A 20,263-nucleotide genomic window follows, 5' to 3' on the forward strand; every position below is an offset into this window, starting at 1 on the left:
AGACCGGGCTTAAGCGTTTAGGAGCATTGCTGAGTGTAGTGGATTTTGCAGAATGTCACAGGCCGTACATGTGGCGCATTCGTGCGTCAGGTTACTTTTCGAAAAGTGAGATTAATCCGTACCTCGCCCGTTTGTGGATGATGCGCTCGCTTCAATGGCAACACGCCGTGAAAATGCAATCTGACAGGACCGCCCCAGACCACAACATCGCCGTGCGTAAGCGCAATCCGTTGCGGCTTGTCTTCACGCCGTGCTCCGCCAAATAGAAAAACGGCGGGAATGCCGAGCGAAACCGAGACGATAGGCGCAGCAAAGTCACGCTCATCCTTATCCTGATGCAACGCCATCCGTGCGCCAACTACATAGCGATTCATCAGGCAGGCTTCGGGGTCAAAATCGGGGAAACCGGCGCTCGCAGCCGCATCCTGGGCCAGCGTCCTGAGTACATCGGGAAGATCCGGCCACGGCTTACCGCTATCGGGGTCGACTGTGTCGTAACGATAACCACGACGATCCGTTACCCAGCCATAGGCTCCGCAACTGGTCATCGCCACCGACATTTGAAATCCGCCCGGTGTGGTCATATGTCGGCATGGGGCTTGCGTCATCACGCTGTCGATCGCTTGGAAAATGGCGGTTTCATAGGGCAACGCAAAATGACGCAACACCACCGCACCCGGGCAAATTTCCTCATGCCAGATACGGCCCTGCTCTGCTTCGTCGAATAAATTCACTGTCCGGCTTACTAGGCTGGTACGCCGACGATCACGCTGGAGGCCTTGAATATTGCGGTCGCTGGGGCACCTTCGGCTAAACCGAGTTCAGTTACGCTATCGAGCGTGATGATGGCGCAGACGGTGTTTCCTCCGGAGAGTGGGATGAATACTTCTGCATTGACCGCGCCGAGCGTCAATTTGGTCACTGTACCGGCAAGTTGATTACGGGCTGAGAGCCTGATGTCATCCATTCCGGTGGCGACCAGAACCCACGGTGCTTTAATCAAGGCAATTGCATCGACGCCGGGTTGCAGACCCAAACTTTTCGTACTCTCGCTGGTAATAGTGGCGACAAGTTTGTCGCCACCGGGCAATGTAATTTCAACTTCATCGTTGACGGCACCGGTTTTGACGTAGCTGACTTTGCCGGAAAATTGATTGCGGGCGCTGGTTTTCATGTTGTATTTTCTTTATTCGGTAATGAGAACATTAGCGCGATTTACTCAGCGGCATTTCTCGCATGTTCAACTCTTCTGGCCTGATCAGACTCTATCAATAATTGATAACGCGTCTCAGAGACCCTTTGCGATAAAACAGCGGTATAGCGCTCGCGTTGGAGCCATTCTATGATCCAGGATGTCAAGACTATTATTGTCACATAAACAATAATAGTGTACAGATCGGTTATCGCTATTAGCTGAAACGAATAAAACGGTTTTTTAAAAAAGAAAAATGCTGTTGGCAGGCTAATTAAAAGTAGGCCTGTTGAATGCCAGAAACCAAAAAAATAGGCCATCACAATACAATTTATCGTAAAAAACAGCATGGTCATTGATTCATCCAGTGCCGAATTCAAAATATAGCGCAGACAAAATGCGATGGAAAATCCAAGCATACAGATTGCAATTGAGTCAATCCCACCTTGCTTCCAGGTTCTAGCGTTTTTTAATTTCATTACAGTTTTCAGATAATCAATAAGAGGTAATAAAAAAATCCGTCATTTCAGCCTGACTAATCAGGCGCGAACCTTAGCCACGACGATCTTTTAAGGCGGCCTTATTTTGTAAATCTCGATAAGACACATCGTTGAGATGCATCTCAATGTTTTTCTTCAGGAATTGAACGGTTTCGTTGGTCACGATTTCACGCTCATTATCGACTGTAATAATGTGATAACAATCACCCAGCCAAATCACCTTTCGCATTTCAGAGCTGACATGCTCCAAAATTAACTCTGGATTCTTGGGTGAGGCGGTTTCGTCATCGATCGCATGAATCACTAAAAGATTTGTTTTAACTTGCTTGAGCGACTTGCGCACATATCCCATCATTTTTTGCGCGGCATGAAGTTGCCTTGCCGGTATGGCTGCCGCGCCTACTGCGGCAATGCCATCTTTTTTAAGCGCATTGGCAACGCGTCTGCGCATGTCAAAATTCTTTATCCCAAATGGATCAGTCTCTTTATGCATCCAATTTTTATAGCCCAGCGTATAGGGAATTTTCATCAAGTGCTGGTACCAAGGGATCGCCCAGCCGTCATATTTCAGTATGGGCGATAGCGCAACGATGGCAATGACTTCGTTACTACGCGAGGCAACGGCCAGCGCCAATGTGGCACCCATGCTTAATCCACAAATAGAGACCGTTTTGAAATTCAATTTCAGGCGAGAAACCTCACTTTCAACGCATGCGCACCAATCTTCCCAATTGGGGGTAATGCCGGCAGTAACATGCCCCGCCGAATACTCAGGTATTAACAACTCAATGACTGCACAGCCACTTTTTCTGAGCGTTTTGGGTATGGATCCCATTTCTAACCCGGAGCCACATAAGCCGTGCAATAAGATCACAGCATGCGCAATAGGTTGTTCATTTTGCATTATTTTTCCGTAGAGTAGCTTGCCATAAGCGCCGATAAACAAGATTGTAGTCGATGCACGTCAGACCTAAGCAAATACCCCTCTGCTTTTTTGGGAATAATCCCATTCTTAAATTTTTACCATTTAGCGATACTTCTTCCACCGCATCACTACCAACCTGTTGATGCACCGGCAGCTTGACGACACGCGCTGCTTAAGTGGCCGATGAATCAAAAATAGGTGTTCAAGCCGCCAGGATCGCAGATCCGGTTTTGGTTGAAGTACTACTTTAAAGCGTGGGAAACAATTTACCGCGCACCGACTAACTCTGACAGTGAAAATTTCAGCCGCTTTCCCATCGGCCGGGAACGCTTGCATCGTTATTTTTAAGCTGTATTTTGGAAAGTGAATAATGTCTGTAACCAAAACCACAAAAGACGCATCATGCATCGCCATTTCTCTTCTGCTCATCGGTTGCGGTGGCGGTGGTGGTGGTGGTGTGCAAAATCCTAGTAATCCAACACCTATTCCAACCACAACAAAACCGGTTATATCAACACCGGTAGTCACTACTCCCGAACCAACAAAACCAACTAATCCAACGGTAGATACTCCTGAGCCGAAAAAACCAATTACGACGCCTGAGAAAGAAAAACCAGTTATTCCGGTGATTGATACGTCTAAACCGACAACACCAGAAAAGCCAATCAAACCGGTCATTAATCCGAGCGACTTCGTGCGCCCCACATTTGATAGCCAAGATCCAATTGGGATGAAAAAAACGCACGAAAGCGGCATCACCGGTAAAGGCGTAAGGGTCGGCATCATCGACACCGATTTTCTTGCCGGCAATAGCGAATTCGACGATCGTCTTCAATTGATCGGTTCAGGTAATGGCAATCACCACGGCACGCATGTAGCCGAAGTATTGGGGGGCAAGACCAGCGGCGTTGCTCCAGATGTCAGCATGGTGGGTTTGGCGAACGGCCGAGGTGAGGGTATGAAAGTCGAGCTCAGGTCCCATGATTTCATGTTACCAAATTTCCCGAAAATTGTTAATTTATCAATTGGCGATGGAGAAATTGTTAAAGGTGGGCCCGCACGTGCTGGTACTCGCACTTACCAAAGTTTGGTAGATTTTGGCGCGTTACTTGTTTGGGCGACTGGTAATGAAGACCGACTTAATCCTACTGAAGAGGCTGGTATGCCTTTGAATAGTCCCGGACTAGAAAAGGGTTGGCTTGCAGTCACTTCTGCAGACGTGCATGGTGCAGGATTTCAGCATGCGGTAAAACCCGGTTATGCCAATCGCTGTGGCGATGCGGCAAACTGGTGTCTGGCGGCACCAGGGCAATTTACCTCCGCAGTGACTGGGAAATTTGGAAATGGTACTTCATTTGCGGCGCCAGCCGTAACAGCAGCAGCGGCGCTGGTGAAACAAGCCCATCCCTGGATGACTGGCGATATGTTGAGGCAGACCATTTTATCTACGGCCACCAATATGGGCGAACCCGAGACCTATGGTTGGGGGTTATTAAACGTGAGCGAGGCCGTCAAAGGGCCAGCTTTATTTGCTAAACGCCTCGCGCTCGACGAGAACGTGACAGCCTTTGTTAACAAAGGTCAAGACTCTACTTTCAGTAACAATATTAAGGGTAATGCTGGCCTGATCAAAATGGGAGAGGGAACACTTACTTTATCCGGGAAAAATACCTACGAAGGTCGCACTCAGGTTGACTATGGTGTTTTAAATATCACAGGAACGATCAGTTCCAACGTCAACGTGACTAAAAAAGGTACATTGCGCGGCGCTAACGGACGCGTTGGTAGTGTCATCAATAACGGTAACGTGCAGGTAGCTGATCGGGGTTTGATTATCGCTGGAGATTACAGCTCAGAAAAATCCACACTGGTAAAGCAAATAAATTCCCCACTGGATATTCATGGTGCAGCGACCCTCGGTCCGGAATCCCAATTGATAGTGACGCGGCACAAAGATAATACGTCATTCGACTATATTTCAACGGAAGGAAATACTAATTTAATGTTAAGTGCGAGGGGCGGGGTAATCGGAGAGTTTAGTGACCTGGCTTTTAAGAAGGATGGCAGTGATGTTTTGGAGAAAGCGCCAAATCTTCTTAGTAACAGCGAACTACTACACAATTCTCATGATGTGAAATTGAAGACCTATCGCAATAACATAGAAGTCGTGGCGGCAGAAGCTTTCGCTGACGATGCTACACGGCTCAACTCAGCAGAGAATCTTGAGAAGGTATTGAAGGTAGCAGACGATCTGGTCGCTACAGGACAAACCAGCGGTGAGAATGCCGTATTTTTGATGAATGCAGCAGCGCTTCAGCAAACTGAAAATCTTGCCGCCGCAGCGGACGTATTTGATAGTTTGTCGGGACAAATTCACAGCTCGGCACAAGCACTGACCTTTCAACAATCACAATCCGTGAATCGCGATTTATCGAACCGTCTGGCCCAATTGGGCAGCAATGCTACAGCCAAAACCGGTCTGTGGAGCAGCGTCATTGCAAGTTCAGGAAAATTAAAACAGCACGGTTATGCGAGTGCAAACACAACTTTGTCAGGCGGACAGTTCGGTATCGATACGCGTTTGAATGACAAAACGATAGTTGGTGCGGCTTTGGCGTATTCGGACAGCACAGCGAGTTTTAATCGCTTTGGCGGGCAATCGAAAAGTCAGAATATTGGCGTCTCGCTATATGGTCGTCATGCTTTTGAGGTGGGCGGCGTCAATGCCTACGTGAGTGGTCGCGGTGGTATTGCAACGGTGGATAGTAATGTTAGCCGTACTGCGATTGTCGGATCGAAAGCCGTCAATTTAAATGCGAAACACACTGATCAAGTGTTGTCGGCGTATCTGGAGACGGGCTATGACCATCCCCTCACGAGCAATACCAGCATGACGCCATTTGCGGGTTTGTCGTATGACCGAGTCAAGCGCGGTGACTTTAATGAATCGGGCAATACATTTGGCTTGAGTGCAAATAGCCAATCGTATCAACAGAGTGCTGGCTTGCTAGGTGTGCGCGCCAATTCACAGTTCAACTGGTCAGGCGGAAAAAGTAATGTCCAAATGTATGCTGCCTGGCAGCATACATTTGACGGCGGAAATCTGGACTTTTCAGCTAACTACAATGGCGTAGCGGGAACGCAATTATCGGTAAAAGGCATAGGCTTGCCGCGTAATACGGGTTGGGTTGGTATTGGTGTGGCCACTGATGTCAGCAAGCGTTGGGGCTGGTTTGCCAACTACGATGCACAATTCGGCCAGGCAGGAAAGTTGAATAATGTTGTATCGGCAGGGATACGCATTCATTTGGATTGATATCGCTGTTTTGATTCATAGCAATCAATAGCAACCGGATCTGATGGCCGCCAAAGTAAATATTGGCACTGTCAGGTCTGGTTGTTTTACATCACAGAGGGGTTATTCGTCCCGCTATATGCGAGTTTTTTTGTGCTCTGAATAAGTAAATAAGTGGGTCAATAATTTTTAAAATCGACATTTGACAGGTCTGAAAAAGGGTCCTTACCGCGCAGGCACCCCACACTTTTGGGAATAATCCCATTCTTAAATTATCCCCCTTTAGCGATACTTCTTCCACCGCATCACACCCAACATTTTGATGCGCCGGTAACTTGACGGCATCCTGCTTGAGTCACCGGTGAGAAAAAATGTACTCCATGCCGATAGGTTTTGGTTGATGTGCTTCTTTTAAGGCGAGGGAACATTTCCCGCGCACCGACTAACTCTGACAGTAAAAATTTCAGCCGTTTTCCCATCGGTCGGGAACGCTTGCATCGTTATTTTTAAGCTGTTTATTGGAAAATAAATAATGTCTGTAACCAAAACCACAAAAGACGCATCATGTATCGCCATTTCTCTTCTTCTTATCGGTTGCGGTGGCGGTGGCGGCGGCGCACAAAATCCTGGCAATCCGGCGACGATCCCGACGACTACAAGACCTGTTGTTACACCAACGCCAGAAGTTCCTGTTGAGCGCATCAATCACTTATTCGATAGCACCGATCCAAGTCGGGCCAATCAGGCACAGGCCCAAGGCCTCACAGGAAGAGGCGTTACCGTCGGCATCGTTGACGGTGATTTCCAAACATCGCATCCGGAATTCAATCAACGTTTAACAAAAAAAGCGTATAAAAATGGGGGTATCGGTAACGGCAGCCCGCACGGCACTTGGGTAGCCGAAGCAATCGGCGGTCGTACCAACGGTATTGCTCGTGGCGTATCAATGGTGGGTGCAGCTGGCGGCAGCATTGGTAATACTAAAACATCTAGTATCAGTGGGGATATGTTCTACGACTTACAAGATAGAGGTGTCAACATCGTCAATTTATCTTTGGGAGGTGGCGACATTACCAAGGAGCGACCAACCCCAGGTTTAGTATCCGCGTATCAAAGTTTAGTAAAACAAGGCATGTTATTTATCTGGGCTACTGGCAATGAAAGTCAGCTCAACCCCTCTCCTGATGCCGGAATGCCGGACGCGTCTAAGGCGCTGCAAGAGGGCTGGCTTGCTGTGACCGCAGTCAATGCTGTTGGCGGCGACCAGGGATACGATCCAAGAAAAGACAAGGTCGCTGGCGATATTGCCAGTTATGCCAACCGTTGCGGCGTCGCAGCCAATTGGTGTCTGGCTGCACCGGGCGATTTCTTCTCAGCAACGACTAACGAAAGAGTGCACGGCACATCATTTGCAACGCCAGCCGTCACAGGTGCGGCAGCGCTGGTGCAAGAGGCATATCCGTGGATGAGCAATAGTTTGCTACGTCAGACCATTTTGTCGACCGCTACTGATATGAACGATCGGAAAACATATGGTTGGGGCTTGTTGAATACTAGTAAGGCGGTCAAAGGATTAGGTGCATTTGACACGCGTCTGGCGCTTGGCGAAAACGTGGTGATCGATTTCAATGATGTTAGCGCTGAATTCAGCAACGATATTAGCGGCGATGCAGGCTTGATCAAACAAGGCACCGGAACACTCACGTTATCTGGCAACAACACTTATACGGGCAACAATCGGGTTAACAATGGCGTTCTCAATCTTACTGGATCGGTACGCTCTGACGTCGCTGTCAATATAGGTAAGTTCCGGGCAGATAACGGTAGGGTTGGTGGCAGCGTTATCAACGACTACAAGGTGAGCGTGGCTGGGAAAGGCTTAGATATCGGTGGCGATTTTATTTCCAAAAATTACTCCACGCTAGAAAAGGAATGGCAATCGTCGTTGACCGTCGGCGGCGAAGTGAAGCTAGAACAACAGGTAGAGTTAATCATGACGTCGCCGACACGCGAAAAAACTGGCTATGTCACCGCACAAGGAAAGACTGAGAATGTTTTGAGGGCACAAAATGGCGTAAAAGGAAGGTTTGACCGGGTCTCATTTATGACTCCTGGTAGCGATAAATCATTCTCAGGAAAGTCACTTTTTCTAGATGCCACTTTAGACCATACTGACAAGAGCATTGATTTAACCGTCAAGCGCAACGATGTAGCAACGTTGGCTGCACAAGCTTTCGCCAGCGATGCAACACGCACCAACTCAGCTGAAAATCTTGAAAAAGTATTGCGCGTAGCAGACGATCTGGTCGCTACAGGACAAACCAGCGGTGAGAATGCCGTATTTTTGATGAATGCAGCAGCGCTTCAGCAAACTGAAAATCTTGCCGCCGCAGCGGACGTATTTGATAGTTTGTCGGGACAAATTCACAGCTCGGCACAAGCACTGACCTTTCAACAATCACAATCCGTGAATCGCGATTTATCGAACCGTCTGGCCCAATTGGGCAGCAATGCTACAGCCAAAACCGGTCTGTGGAGCAGCGTCATTGCAAGTTCAGGAAAATTAAAACAGCACGGTTATGCGAGTGCAAACACAACTTTGTCAGGCGGACAGTTCGGTATCGATACGCGTTTGAATGACAAAACGATAGTTGGTGCGGCTTTGGCGTATTCGGACAGCACAGCGAGTTTTAATCGCTTTGGCGGGCAATCGAAAAGTCAGAATATTGGCGTCTCGCTATATGGTCGTCATGCTTTTGAGGTGGGCGGCGTCAATGCCTACGTGAGTGGTCGCGGTGGTATTGCAACGGTGGATAGTAATGTTAGCCGTACTGCGATTGTCGGATCGAAAGCCGTCAATTTAAATGCGAAACACACTGATCAAGTGTTGTCGGCGTATCTGGAGACGGGCTATGACCATCCCCTCACGAGCAATACCAGCATGACGCCATTTGCGGGTTTGTCGTATGACCGAGTCAAGCGCGGTGACTTTAATGAATCGGGCAATACATTTGGCTTGAGTGCAAATAGCCAATCGTATCAACAGAGTGCTGGCTTGCTAGGTGTGCGCGCCAATTCACAGTTCAACTGGTCAGGCGGAAAAAGTAATGTCCAAATGTATGCTGCCTGGCAGCATACATTTGACGGCGGAAATCTGGACTTTTCAGCTAACTACAATGGCGTAGCGGGAACGCAATTATCGGTAAAAGGCATAGGCTTGCCGCGTAATACGGGTTGGGTTGGTATTGGTGTGGCCACTGATGTCAGCAAGCGTTGGGGCTGGTTTGCCAACTACGATGCACAATTCGGCCAGGCAGGAAAGTTGAATAATGTTGTATCGGCGGGGATACGCATTCATTTGGACTGATATCGCTGTTTTGATTCATAGCAATCAATAGCAACCGGATCTGATTGTCAGATCCGGTTGCTTTTTAGGGTTTACCCAGGCGAAAAACATCCCGCGAAGTTCAGTCCTATATGGCAAACCAACGATGTCACTTGTTGCAGTACCGCATAGCCTGACCATGATTAAATCGACACTTGAAATCATTGGTAGAACAACACCGGCTTTACCAGCATTGAACACCACTTTCTTGTTACTGCCTAATCTCAGTTCGGGATAAGCCAATCCGAAGTTAAGTAAAAACCGTCTATAAAAAAGGAAGAGTTCCAAGCAAATTATCAGTGATTTTGTTTCGCGACAAATAACCGATAAAAAAACAAGGAACTCTCATGGATAATCTTACCGAGCTTTACTGTCAGGTGGACGATTTTAGCCAACAATTTGAGCCACAGCTGAATGCCCGACTGATCAGCGATGGCAAACGTCGTCGTATTCGCGCTAGCGGTTTGTCGCTGGCAGAACTGATGACATTGGTGGTGCTGTTTCATCAATTGCGTTACCGCCAGTTCAAGTCATTTTATTTGCATCATGTATGTCAGCATTTGCGGCGTGAATTTCCAGGGCTACCCTCATACCAACGCTGTATTGAATTACTGCCCCGTTGTGCAGCAGCTTTCCCGGCCTTGTTTGAGACGCTCAAGGGGCAATGTACCGGTATTTCGATTGTCGATTCCACGCCTATTCGTGTCTGCGACAATTTGCGCATAGGTCGTCACCGTGTCTTTCGCGGGATTGCGCAACGCGGTAAAAGTTCGACTGGTTGGTTCTTCGGATTCAAATTGCACGCCGTCATTAATCATGTCGGTGAACTGATCGCCAAACGCGTTACTGCTGGTAATGTCGATGATCGCAAACCAGTATTAGATTTAATGGAAGAAGCCTTTGGCAAGCTCTTTGGTGACAAAGGATACATTTCAAAGATATTGCTGTGGTGCGCGACCTTGAAGGCCATGACCGTGGAACGTGACGTCGTCCTTGCTTGGCAGGGGGAAACGCTGGCGCAGTTGCGTGAAGAACTTTCCACGCGCGGTATCGAAATCGAACACCTCAAACTCCTCATCGCCAAACTCAAGCGCATGCAGTTCGGTCGCAAATCTGAGAAGCTCGATCACCAGATCGAACAACTCGACTGATTGCTGCGCAAAACATTGCTATATCTGACAGAACAATGGCATAAACTAATGAGGTATATTGAGAACGGCACTTGGCCCATCGATAATAATATGGTGAATCTCATGGCGGTTACCCGTGAAGCACCAGAATAGTTTCGACACAGCTGGCTCGATTGCCCAGCAGCATTGAGTTCAAGCTCCAACTACGCGGTCACTGTCTTATTGTCGCTGGTTCAAACAGCATGCCAACTTCCATGCTGCATTTGGATCAAACACTGAAAGAAGTTAGAGCGGCAAGCGGTCGATGGCTGCAAGGTCATTCGTGAGCTGATCACTAAGTCGACTACAAGCATAGGGGCTGGCCGGTCTAGGAGATGGAGACTTGAAAGAGGATGGTCGCTCTCTACGTGCAAAGCGCTGGTCGCCAAGCAAAAACCCTCCCAGATATCTCTGGGAGGGTTTTCTAATAAGAGCCTGACGATGACCTACTTTCACACTGGTTGCAGCACTATCATCGGCGCAAAGTCGTTTCACGGTCCTGTTCGGGATGGGAAGGGGTGGTACCAACTCGCTATGGTCATCAGGCATAAACTGTCGTGTCGAGTGTTCCCAATGGGGCAACACCAAACGCAATCTAGAAGAAGTAAAGTTTTGTATTACTGCAGTGCCTCCCAAGGGTGTGGAAGGCACTGCTGGGTATGATTGCACTTTTCAGGCAAACACATATCTCATTAGCTTACCTATAACCTGCTAAGGTTATAGGGACAAGCCGCACGGGCAATTAGTACTGGTTAGCTTAACGTATTACTACGCTTCCACACCCAGCCTATCAACGTCCTGGTCTCGAACGACCCTTTAGGGGAATCTAGTTCCCGGGAAATATCATCTCAAGGCAAGTTTCCCGCTTAGATGCTTTCAGCGGTTATCTCTTCCGAACTTAGCTACCCGGCAATGCCACTGGCGTGACAACCGGTACACCAGAGGTTCGTCCACTCCGGTCCTCTCGTACTAGGAGCAGCCCCCTTCAAATTTCCAACGCCCACGGCAGATAGGGACCAAACTGTCTCACGACGTTTTAAACCCAGCTCACGTACCACTTTAAATGGCGAACAGCCATACCCTTGGGACCGGCTACAGCCCCAGGATGTGATGAGCCGACATCGAGGTGCCAAACTCCCCCGTCGATATGAACTCTTGGGAGGAATCAGCCTGTTATCCCCAGAGTACCTTTTATCCGTTGAGCGATGGCCCTTCCATACAGAACCACCGGATCACTATGTCCTACTTTCGTACCTGCTCGACTTGTCAGTCTCGCAGTTAAGCACGCTTATGCCATTGCACTATTAGCACGATGTCCGACCGTACCTAGCGTACCTTCGAACTCCTCCGTTACACTTTAGGAGGAGACCGCCCCAGTCAAACTGCCTACCATGCACTGTCCCCGATCCGGATAACGGACCAAGGTTAGAATCTCAAACAAACCAGGGTGGTATTTCAAGGTTGGCTCCACGCAAACTAGCGTTCACGCTTCAAAGCCTCCCACCTATCCTACACAGATTGGTTCAAAATTCAATGCAAAGCTACAGTAAAGGTTCATGGGGTCTTTCCGTCTAGCCGCGGGTAGATTGCATCATCACAAACATTTCAACTTCGCTGAGTCTCGGGAGGAGACAGTGTGGCCATCGTTACTCCATTCGTGCAGGTCGGAACTTACCCGACAAGGAATTTCGCTACCTTAGGACCGTTATAGTTACGGCCGCCGTTTACTGGGACTTCAATCAAGAGCTTGCACCCCATCATTTAATCTTCCAGCACCGGGCAGGAGTCACACCATATACGTCCACTTTCGTGTTTGCATAGTGCTGTGTTTTTATTAAACAGTCGCAGCCACCTTTTTATTGCAGCCCTTTCACCCTTCTGGCGCAAGCCAGTCAAGCTACCGGGGCGTACCTTATCCCGAAGTTACGGTACAAATTTGCCGAGTTCCTTCTCCCGAGTTCTCTCAAGCGCCTTAGAATACTCATCTCGCCCACCTGTGTCGGTTTGCGGTACGGTCTCGTGTGACTGAAGCTTAGAGGCTTTTCTTGGAACCACTTCCAATTGCTTCGTGAATAAATTCACTCGTCTCAACCCCTTGAATTACGCTGCCGGATTTGCCTAACAGCCTTCTCTGAGCCAAAAACCGACTATTCCAACAGTCGGACAACCTTCCGCGATCCGTCCCCCCATCGCATCACACGACGGTGCAGGAATATTAACCTGCTTCCCATCAGCTACGCATCTCTGCCTCGCCTTAGGGGCCGACTCACCCTGCTCCGATGAACGTTGAACAGGAAACCTTGGGCTTACGGCGTGGAGGCTTTTCACCCCCATTATCGCTACTCATGTCAGCATTCGCACTTCTGATACCTCCAGCATCCTTTACAAGACACCTTCGCAGGCTTACAGAACGCTCTCCTACCATATCAATAAATTGATATCCGCAGCTTCGGTGACTGGCTTAGCCCCGTTACATCTTCCGCGCAGGACGACTCGATCAGTGAGCTATTACGCTTTCTTTAAAGGATGGCTGCTTCTAAGCCAACCTCCTGACTGTTTTAGCCTTCCCACTTCGTTTGCCACTTAGCCAATCTTTGGGACCTTAGCTGGCGGTCTGGGTTGTTTCCCTCTTGACGTCGGACGTTAGCACCCGGCGTCTGTCTCCCAAGCTCGCACTCATCGGTATTCGGAGTTTGCAATGGGTTGGTAAGTCGCAATGACCCCCTAGCCATAACAGTGCTCTACCCCCGATGGTGATACTTGAGGCACTACCTAAATAGTTTTCGGAGAGAACCAGCTATTTCCAAGTTTGTTTAGCCTTTCACCCCTACCCACAGCTCATCCCCTAATTTTTCAACATTAGTGGGTTCGGACCTCCAGTGCGTGTTACCGCACCTTCATCCTGGCCATGAGTAGATCACTTGGTTTCGGGTCTACACCCAGCGACTGAACGCCCTATTCGGACTCGATTTCTCTACGCCTTCCCTATACGGTTAAGCTTGCCACTGAATGTAAGTCGCTGACCCATTATACAAAAGGTACGCAGTCACGGAACAAGTCCGCTCCTACTGTTTGTATGCACACGGTTTCAGGATCTATTTCACTCCCCTTCCGGGGTTCTTTTCGCCTTTCCCTCACGGTACTGGTTCACTATCGGTCGATTACGAGTATTTAGCCTTGGAGGATGGTCCCCCCATGTTCAGACAGGATTACACGTGTCCCGCCCTACTTGTCGCACACTTAGTTCCACACCACCGATTTCATGTAAGGGGCTATCACCCTCTATGGCCACACTTTCCAGAGTGTTCCATTATCGCTGATGCTAAATCGTGCAGGCTGTTCCCATTTCGCTCGCCACTACTCTGGGAATCTCGGTTGATTTCTTTTCCTGTAGCTACTTAGATGTTTCAGTTCGCCACGTTCGCCTTGCACACCTATGTATTCAGTGTGCAATACCCATAAAGGGTGGGTTTCCCCATTCGGAAATCTGCGGATCAAAGCCTGTTTGCTGGCTCCCCGCAGCTTATCGCAAGCTACTACGTCCTTCATCGCCTGTAATCGCCAAGGCATCCACCATGTGCACTTATTCACTTGTCCCTATAACGTTAGCCTCTAATCGCGTTCACGATTAAAAACCGGTTATAGAATATTACTAATGAGTATTACTTTAGCGTTTGCCGTATCCAAAGCGTTTTCGCATTTGCCTACTTTCGTAGACTCTTTTGAGAACTCTTTAATACTTTTTGATTTGATACAATCATACCCATCCACAATGCTGTCGCATTGCGGACGAATCTTTACTTCTTCTAAATTGTTAAAGAACAAACAGCCAATGATCTTAAAAAGATCAAACCTAAATCGCTTCTCTATTTCACGCTACAACTCCGCGGAAATACTGACTTAGGTTTGATTTTTTACCTATCTACCCAGCGTTGCGCCAAGTAAAGTAAATGGTGGAGGCTAACGGGATCGAACCGATGACCCCCTGCTTGCAAAGCAGGTGCTCTCCCAGCTGAGCTAAGCCCCCCTATAAATCGTATCGTTATCAAGTAGGATTCTGGTGGGTCTGGTTGGGCTCGAACCAACGACCCCCGCGTTATCAACACGGTGCTCTAACCAACTGAGCTACAGACCCGTCCTGATTAGCAACTACCTAATGATGACTGTTCTTCTTATAACTAACATACCGATAAGTGTGGACGCTTAATGTCCGTACTAACTCTAGAAAGGAGGTGATCCAGCCGCACCTTCCGATACGGCTACCTTGTTACGACTTCACCCCAGTCACGAATCCCACCGTGGTAAGCGCCCTCCTTACGGTTAGGCTACCTACTTCTGGTGAAACCCGCTCCCATGGTGTGACGGGCGGTGTGTACAAGACCCGGGAACGTATTCACCGCGACATGCTGATCCGCGATTACTAGCGATTCCAACTTCATGTAGTCGAGTTGCAGACTACAATCCGGACTACGATACACTTTCTGGGATTAGCTCCCCCTCGCGGGTTGGCGGCCCTCTGTATGTACCATTGTATGACGTGTGAAGCCCTACCCATAAGGGCCATGAGGACTTGACGTCATCCCCACCTTCCTCCGGTTTGTCACCGGCAGTCTCATTAGAGTGCCCTTTCGTAGCAACTAATGACAAGGGTTGCGCTCGTTGCGGGACTTAACCCAACATCTCACGACACGAGCTGACGACAGCCATGCAGCACCTGTGTACTGGTTCTCTTTCGAGCACTCCCTCATCTCTGAAGGATTCCAGCCATGTCAAGGGTAGGTAAGGTTTTTCGCGTTGCATCGAATTAATCCACATCATCCACCGCTTGTGCGGGTCCCCGTCAATTCCTTTGAGTTTTAATCTTGCGACCGTACTCCCCAGGCGGTCTACTTCACGCGTTAGCTGCGTTACCAAGTCAATTAAGACCCGACAACTAGTAGACATCGTTTAGGGCGTGGACTACCAGGGTATCTAATCCTGTTTGCTCCCCACGCTTTCGTGCATGAGCGTCAGTGTTATCCCAGGGGGCTGCCTTCGCCATCGGTATTCCTCCACATCTCTACGCATTTCACTGCTACACGTGGAATTCTACCCCCCTCTGACACACTCTAGCCATGCAGTCACAAATGCCATTCCCAGGTTAAGCCCGGGGATTTCACACCTGTCTTACATAACCGCCTGCGCACGCTTTACGCCCAGTAATTCCGATTAACGCTTGCACCCTACGTATTACCGCGGCTGCTGGCACGTAGTTAGCCGGTGCTTATTCTTCAGGTACCGTCATTAGCCCAGGGTATTAGCCCAAACCGTTTCTTCCCTGACAAAAGAGCTTTACAACCCGAAGGCCTTCTTCACTCACGCGGCATTGCTGGATCAGGCTTGCGCCCATTGTCCAAAATTCCCCACTGCTGCCTCCCGTAGGAGTCTGGGCCGTGTCTCAGTCCCAGTGTGGCTGGTCGTCCTCTCAGACCAGCTACTGATCGATGCCTTGGTGAGCCTTTACCCCACCAACTAGCTAATCAGATATCGGCCGCTCTGATAACAAGAGGTTCTTGCGAATCCCCCTCTTTCCCCCGTAGGGCGTATGCGGTATTAGCTAATCTTTCGACTAGTTGTCCCCCATTACCAGGCACGTTCCGATATATTACTCACCCGTTCGCCACTCGTCAGCGGAGCAAGCTCCCTGTTACCGTTCGACTTGCATGTGTAAGGCATGCCGCCAGCGTTCAATCTGAGCCAGGATCAAACTCTTCAGTTTAATCTCTGTTTTGTGGCATTGCTGCCTAGCTGAACTTTTAACAGTCCTGCTATCGCTCACTCAAAATACTGACAGTCTGTTATCCATTGCTGAACAACATCCTATTTTTCTTCTTTTGTGAACATTTAATGTTTTAAGCTATACGCACATGACCGAAGTCATCTGCGCTGCACTTTCATTAAACGCCCACACTTATCGGCTGTTAATTGTTAAAGAACTGACCCTACTTTGCGTTACACCGAAGTGTTCGCAGCACTGACAAAGCGTTTTGTTCGTCAGCAGCAGAGAGATGAGATTATGTGGCGTTTCAAGCTTTGCGTCAACCTCTTTTTAAATCATTTTAATCAACTTTCTGATTAACAATCTAAAACTAAATCAACCTAACTTTCCCACTTAAAACACCCACTTTTACAATCTCGTTCCGCCTCCAATTTCGCACCAAAACCGCTTGCGCCGTTTCGTTTATTTCGCGTCCTTTTCAACAGAGGCCGAACTATAGCAAGACATTTCCGCACTAGCAAGGAATTTTCTTATTATCTTTTAAAATTTTAATAACCGAATCAATGCCATTCATTCACGCGTCTTTATTTGGGGCATAACCATCGAAACCTAATCCAAAAGAAGATACACCACCCATATTAGTAATCAACAATTAGTACGCCAGAAAACATCACCGAAATCCAGCACCCCTAAAATTAGACAATTCCCATTACACTAAAAGTTCTTTCCTGTTGATAAAGCGTCCATCATGCTAAAAGCTCTCAGTCGATTGTGGTTGCGTAGCGTCAAAAGCCTCAGCAAGGCGCAACAAAGCCAAAATAAAAAAATAATTAAAACCTTCCTTGCCAAACCCGCATCAAAAAAATCAACCCCCACGAAATCAGCGCCCGGAAAAATTACTTTAATTACCAGTAAAGCAACGAAATCCGCATCCACCACCCCGTTAGCCGGACAATGGCTATCGTTTTATTACGCAGCAACAGAACGCGCCCCGGTTACCCGACGCCGCATACAGTACTGGCTCTACCTACCCAGCAGCGCATCCACATCCGCATTAGCAATCCCCCTGGTCGTTATGCTGCACGGCTGCAATCAAAACGTCGATGATTTCGCACGTGGTACGCGCATGAACGCGCTTGCAGAAAAACAAGGCTTCGCCGTGCTCTACCCACAGCAATCCTATATAGGCCATATAAAACGCTGCTGGAACTGGTACAACCGAGAAACCCAGGCTGGTGGTGGTGATGCCAGGCGTATTGCAGCCATCATTCGCATCGCTTGCGACAAATACCCAATCGATAAGACCCGCGTATATATTGCAGGCCTATCCTCCGGCGCATCAATGGCCTCTATCGTAGCGCTCAACTATCCGCACTTGATTAGCGCTGTTGGCATTCACTCGGGAACCACGTTCGGCGCTGGCCATTCGCTTATCAGCGCGTATGGCGTCATGCAACGGGGTGCTATCGAAACGCTCGCGGCAACAATTGGCAGCATCGTCCAAAAGCACCTCGAATTTCCAACAATGCCCGTCATGTTAATACACGGCCTGGAAGACAAAGTCGTGCGCCCCGTTAACGCGCTTCAATTAACTCAACAATTCAAAGCTCTCAATCACCTCACTACCGACACCGAAGCCACCATCACCACAAAAGCCGCCAGCACTGCCAACAGCCGTCACCCGCGCCACGCGTACACAATCCACGACTACTACCAGGCCGATAAGTTATTAGTCAAAGTCTGTGAAATATCCCAACTCGGTCACGCCTGGAGCGGCGGCGACTGTGCAATCCGCTACAACGCCTGCGCCGGCCCTGACGCCACCAAAATGCTATGGGATTTTTTCAGACGTCACCGGCGCGTTACGGCTATTTGAGCGGTGCAGAGGCAAAAATACTGCAGAGATGAACAGTAATTATTTTTTGCGAAAAATCCTATTCCATGCCCTAACCGGTAGTGGTTGTTTTGCTTTTTCTCGGTTGAGGGATAGGATAAATTTTCTTTGGAACAATTTTCCCTGAGGTTTCAGCTACGAACTTGCGCTTTACGCAACTAGCCCTCTGAAGAGAGCCATAGTCCAATGGTTCACTGTCTTTCTCCAGCACTCTTGCTCGATGAAAATCATTCGTCGTGGTATTGACGCCTAAGCCAGGATAACCAATAGCATCTACATGATTGAGTTCAGCTAAATCCAATGCATTGGCTACATGCTGTGCAAAGGGTTTTAATCCGCCGTAAGAACGTGCGTTTTCCGCAATGGCCAATGGCTCGAAAGAGTTAATGCTTTCTCTATCTGCACTGTGACAGCTTGTTAAGCGAAGCTCGATTTTTTGCTTATGTTTAAGTAAAAAATCATTCAAATCTGCAACAAGTTGATCAGCGGTTTTTTCTACGGTTATTCCAGTACTACTTACTGACAAAATTGCTGAATATCCATCTAACCCGTGTCCCGAAACATATATATTTTCCAGCTTCGTCCCATCCAAATCAGCTAACGATATTGCACGTAATTGAACTATTGCCTGGTTTCTTGCAACTACTTTTTCAAAACTCTCACCCGAGAGTTCTGAATTCATCTCACAAGATCTATATTCAGAAAAAGTTTTTGAAAACTCTTGATATGTCCCTGGAAAAACTATGGGTAAAACTACCTTACCCTGTGCTGTGCGAGGCATATTTTCGTTAATTGCCATATCTAATGTGGAGGCGTCACAAAAAGGCATATAAATCACAGAAACTATATCCTCAACATTACCGAGGATTTTCCGTGGGCTTACTATCGGTTGGGCTTTAAGCTCACCTCCCAATCTAAGAACCTATTCAAAATCTTTTTGCCAATGAGGCTGAAATTATGTATTTTGTTTAAATGCGAAAAAAATACCCAAGCGATATAAGCCGCGAGATGTTTGAACAGATAGCGCCGCTCTTGATGAGTGCTCGGAAGCGAACGAAGCCACGGAAAATTGATGTGTACGACGTATTTTGCGCGATTCTGTATCTACTTAAAAGCGGGTGTCAGTGGGATATGATTCCAAGCGACTTTCCGAAGAAGACCACGGTGTATTACTACTTTCAACTATGGAAAGAGAAGCCGTCGGAAGATGGACTAAGCCTGCTTGAGCAGGCTTTAAAAAAATGTAGTTGGCGTGGTCCGCATCAGCAATGGACGGAGCGCGTTGACCACGTTCGTCATCGTTGATGCGCAAAGTGTTAAAAATACGGATACGGCAAAGTACAAGGGATATGACGCCGGTAAGAAAGTATCGGGTATCAAGCGCCATATTGCGGTTGATACCCAAGGCTTACCGCATGCGATTTCAGTGACAACGGCCGATGTGACGGATAGAAAAGGCGCTTTGGAAGCGCTGAGACGACACAAAAAATCATTATCCAAAGTCGTTAATATGCTAGCCGATGGAGGGTATACCGGAGAGCCTTTTGCCGATGGCGTACGCGAAATATTGGGAGCATCCGTGAGCATCGCCAAACGCAATGAGCTTCATACCTTTGCTGTGATGCCTCAGCGTTGGGTCGTGGAACGCTCTTTTGCATGGCTTGAGAAATGCAGAAGGCTGTGGAAGAACTGTGAACGTCAACTTAACACCAGCCTTCAGTTCGTCAATTTGGCATTTCTCGTTTTGCTCTTGAAAAGATGTTGAAAAGATTTTGAATAGGTTCTAAGATGAAGTGGCTTATATGGCAAGATAGGTTTTGAGCTAATAAATCGAGACTTCACCATCAACTCTTTCGAGCGCGGCACTGGCTTTGGCCCCATCAGACCTGTAGATGAGGAACGAACACAATCAGGCAAATTGGCAGCATTAGTTAATTTTTTTAGTACAACAGAATCATTATTTGATGTTTCTTTATAAAAAGAATTTGATCCTGAAGGTCTTAATAAAGTTAATGACAGATTTTCTACATTAGATGGCATTTTCTTACTTTCTTTTACTTAGCGAAATTTATCTCGCTCCTTGGAGTCAATATATTAAACAGCGAGTTAATACAGGAATATTAAGAGGCAAAGGGCTACTTTTTA

At 48.0% G+C, this 20,263-nt stretch carries 10 protein-coding genes, 2 tRNA genes, 3 rRNA genes and 1 pseudogene; 6 read left to right on the forward strand and 10 right to left on the reverse strand.

The window, feature by feature from the left end:
- Positions 1-86 precede the first annotated feature (86 nt).
- The 4 genes from alkB to ACVBEF_RS00100 form a co-directional block, all read right to left on the reverse strand.
- Positions 87-734, reverse strand: a complete 648-nt coding sequence (alkB, locus tag ACVBEF_RS00085; protein WP_447121910.1) for a DNA oxidative demethylase AlkB — start codon at positions 732-734, stop codon at positions 87-89.
- An 11-nt stretch (positions 735-745) separates the two neighbouring features.
- The gene (locus tag ACVBEF_RS00090; RefSeq protein ID WP_447121911.1) at positions 746-1,174 is read right to left on the reverse strand and encodes a TOBE domain-containing protein; all 429 of its coding nucleotides are present in this window, start codon (positions 1,172-1,174) and stop codon (positions 746-748) included.
- A 41-nt stretch (positions 1,175-1,215) separates the two neighbouring features.
- On the reverse strand, positions 1,216-1,671 hold the full coding sequence (locus tag ACVBEF_RS00095; protein WP_447121912.1) for a DUF4118 domain-containing protein: 456 nt from the start codon (positions 1,669-1,671) through the stop codon (positions 1,216-1,218).
- Between the two features lie 73 nt (positions 1,672-1,744).
- A complete protein-coding gene (locus ACVBEF_RS00100) occupies positions 1,745-2,596 on the reverse strand; it encodes an alpha/beta hydrolase (RefSeq protein ID WP_447121913.1) in 852 nt (283 codons plus the stop codon).
- Positions 2,597-2,987: 391 nt separating this feature from the next.
- Here ACVBEF_RS00100 and ACVBEF_RS00105 point away from each other — a divergent pair, with 391 nt between their 5' ends.
- The 4 genes and pseudogenes from ACVBEF_RS00105 (at position 2,988) to ACVBEF_RS00120 (ending at position 10,580) form a co-directional block, all read left to right on the forward strand.
- Positions 2,988-5,933 carry an autotransporter domain-containing protein gene (locus tag ACVBEF_RS00105; protein WP_447121914.1) on the forward strand — a complete coding sequence of 982 codons (2,946 nt, stop codon included), beginning with the start codon at positions 2,988-2,990 and terminating at the stop codon, positions 5,931-5,933.
- Positions 5,934-6,444: 511 nt separating this feature from the next.
- On the forward strand, positions 6,445-9,279 hold the full coding sequence (locus tag ACVBEF_RS00110) for an autotransporter domain-containing protein (RefSeq protein ID WP_447121915.1): 2,835 nt from the start codon (positions 6,445-6,447) through the stop codon (positions 9,277-9,279).
- A 365-nt stretch (positions 9,280-9,644) separates the two neighbouring features.
- A pseudogene (locus ACVBEF_RS00115) lies at positions 9,645-10,445 on the forward strand (IS982 family transposase); the annotation flags it as partial.
- An 18-nt stretch (positions 10,446-10,463) separates the two neighbouring features.
- Positions 10,464-10,580, forward strand: coding sequence for an IS66 family transposase (locus tag ACVBEF_RS00120; protein WP_447122083.1), 117 nt, complete (start codon positions 10,464-10,466; stop codon positions 10,578-10,580).
- Positions 10,581-10,899: 319 nt separating this feature from the next.
- On the opposite strand, the gene rrf is transcribed toward ACVBEF_RS00120, so the two are convergent.
- The 5 genes from rrf to ACVBEF_RS00145 all read right to left on the reverse strand — a co-directional run bounded on the left by rrf (position 10,900) and on the right by ACVBEF_RS00145 (position 16,224).
- Positions 10,900-11,012, reverse strand: a 5S ribosomal RNA gene (gene rrf, locus ACVBEF_RS00125).
- A 175-nt stretch (positions 11,013-11,187) separates the two neighbouring features.
- Positions 11,188-14,063, reverse strand: a 23S ribosomal RNA gene (locus ACVBEF_RS00130).
- A 354-nt stretch (positions 14,064-14,417) separates the two neighbouring features.
- A tRNA-Ala gene (locus ACVBEF_RS00135) sits at positions 14,418-14,493 on the reverse strand.
- Between the two features lie 31 nt (positions 14,494-14,524).
- Positions 14,525-14,601: transfer RNA gene (locus ACVBEF_RS00140), tRNA-Ile, on the reverse strand.
- 90 nt (positions 14,602-14,691) lie between these two features.
- A 16S ribosomal RNA gene (locus ACVBEF_RS00145) occupies positions 14,692-16,224 on the reverse strand.
- Together the 16S, 23S and 5S rRNA genes with 2 tRNA genes alongside form the textbook arrangement of a ribosomal RNA operon.
- 748 nt (positions 16,225-16,972) lie before the next feature.
- Here ACVBEF_RS00145 and ACVBEF_RS00150 point away from each other — a divergent pair.
- Complete coding sequence (locus tag ACVBEF_RS00150) at positions 16,973-18,100, forward strand: extracellular catalytic domain type 1 short-chain-length polyhydroxyalkanoate depolymerase (protein WP_447121916.1); 1,128 nt, start codon at positions 16,973-16,975, stop codon at positions 18,098-18,100.
- Positions 18,101-18,170: 70 nt separating this feature from the next.
- Here ACVBEF_RS00150 and ACVBEF_RS00155 read toward each other — a convergent pair whose 3' ends face one another.
- Positions 18,171-18,917, reverse strand: a complete 747-nt coding sequence (locus ACVBEF_RS00155) for a hypothetical protein (protein WP_447121917.1) — start codon at positions 18,915-18,917, stop codon at positions 18,171-18,173.
- A 173-nt stretch (positions 18,918-19,090) separates the two neighbouring features.
- Between ACVBEF_RS00155 and ACVBEF_RS00160 the strand changes: the two genes are divergently transcribed.
- Positions 19,091-19,883 (forward strand): IS5 family transposase gene (locus ACVBEF_RS00160; RefSeq protein ID WP_447121918.1). Its coding sequence is split into 2 segments (ribosomal slippage): positions 19,091-19,360 and positions 19,362-19,883, totalling 792 coding nucleotides; the frame shifts between segments, so codons are not numbered across the junction.
- The last annotated feature ends 380 nt before the right edge of the window (positions 19,884-20,263 follow it).

This window comes from Glaciimonas sp. GG7 (assembly GCF_052976905.1).

Coding starts and splice junctions, on each gene's coding strand:
- ACVBEF_RS00105 (WP_447121914.1), top strand. CDS start 2,988: ATGTCTGTAACCAAAACCACAAAAGACGCATCATGCATCGCCATTTCT.
- ACVBEF_RS00095 (WP_447121912.1), bottom strand. CDS start 1,671: ATGAAATTAAAAAACGCTAGAACCTGGAAGCAAGGTGGGATTGACTCA.
- ACVBEF_RS00110 (WP_447121915.1), top strand. CDS start 6,445: ATGTCTGTAACCAAAACCACAAAAGACGCATCATGTATCGCCATTTCT.
- ACVBEF_RS00090 (WP_447121911.1), bottom strand. CDS start 1,174: ATGAAAACCAGCGCCCGCAATCAATTTTCCGGCAAAGTCAGCTACGTC.
- ACVBEF_RS00150 (WP_447121916.1), top strand. CDS start 16,973: ATGCTAAAAGCTCTCAGTCGATTGTGGTTGCGTAGCGTCAAAAGCCTC.
- ACVBEF_RS00100 (WP_447121913.1), bottom strand. CDS start 2,596: ATGCAAAATGAACAACCTATTGCGCATGCTGTGATCTTATTGCACGGC.
- ACVBEF_RS00155 (WP_447121917.1), bottom strand. CDS start 18,917: ATGGCAATTAACGAAAATATGCCTCGCACAGCACAGGGTAAGGTAGTT.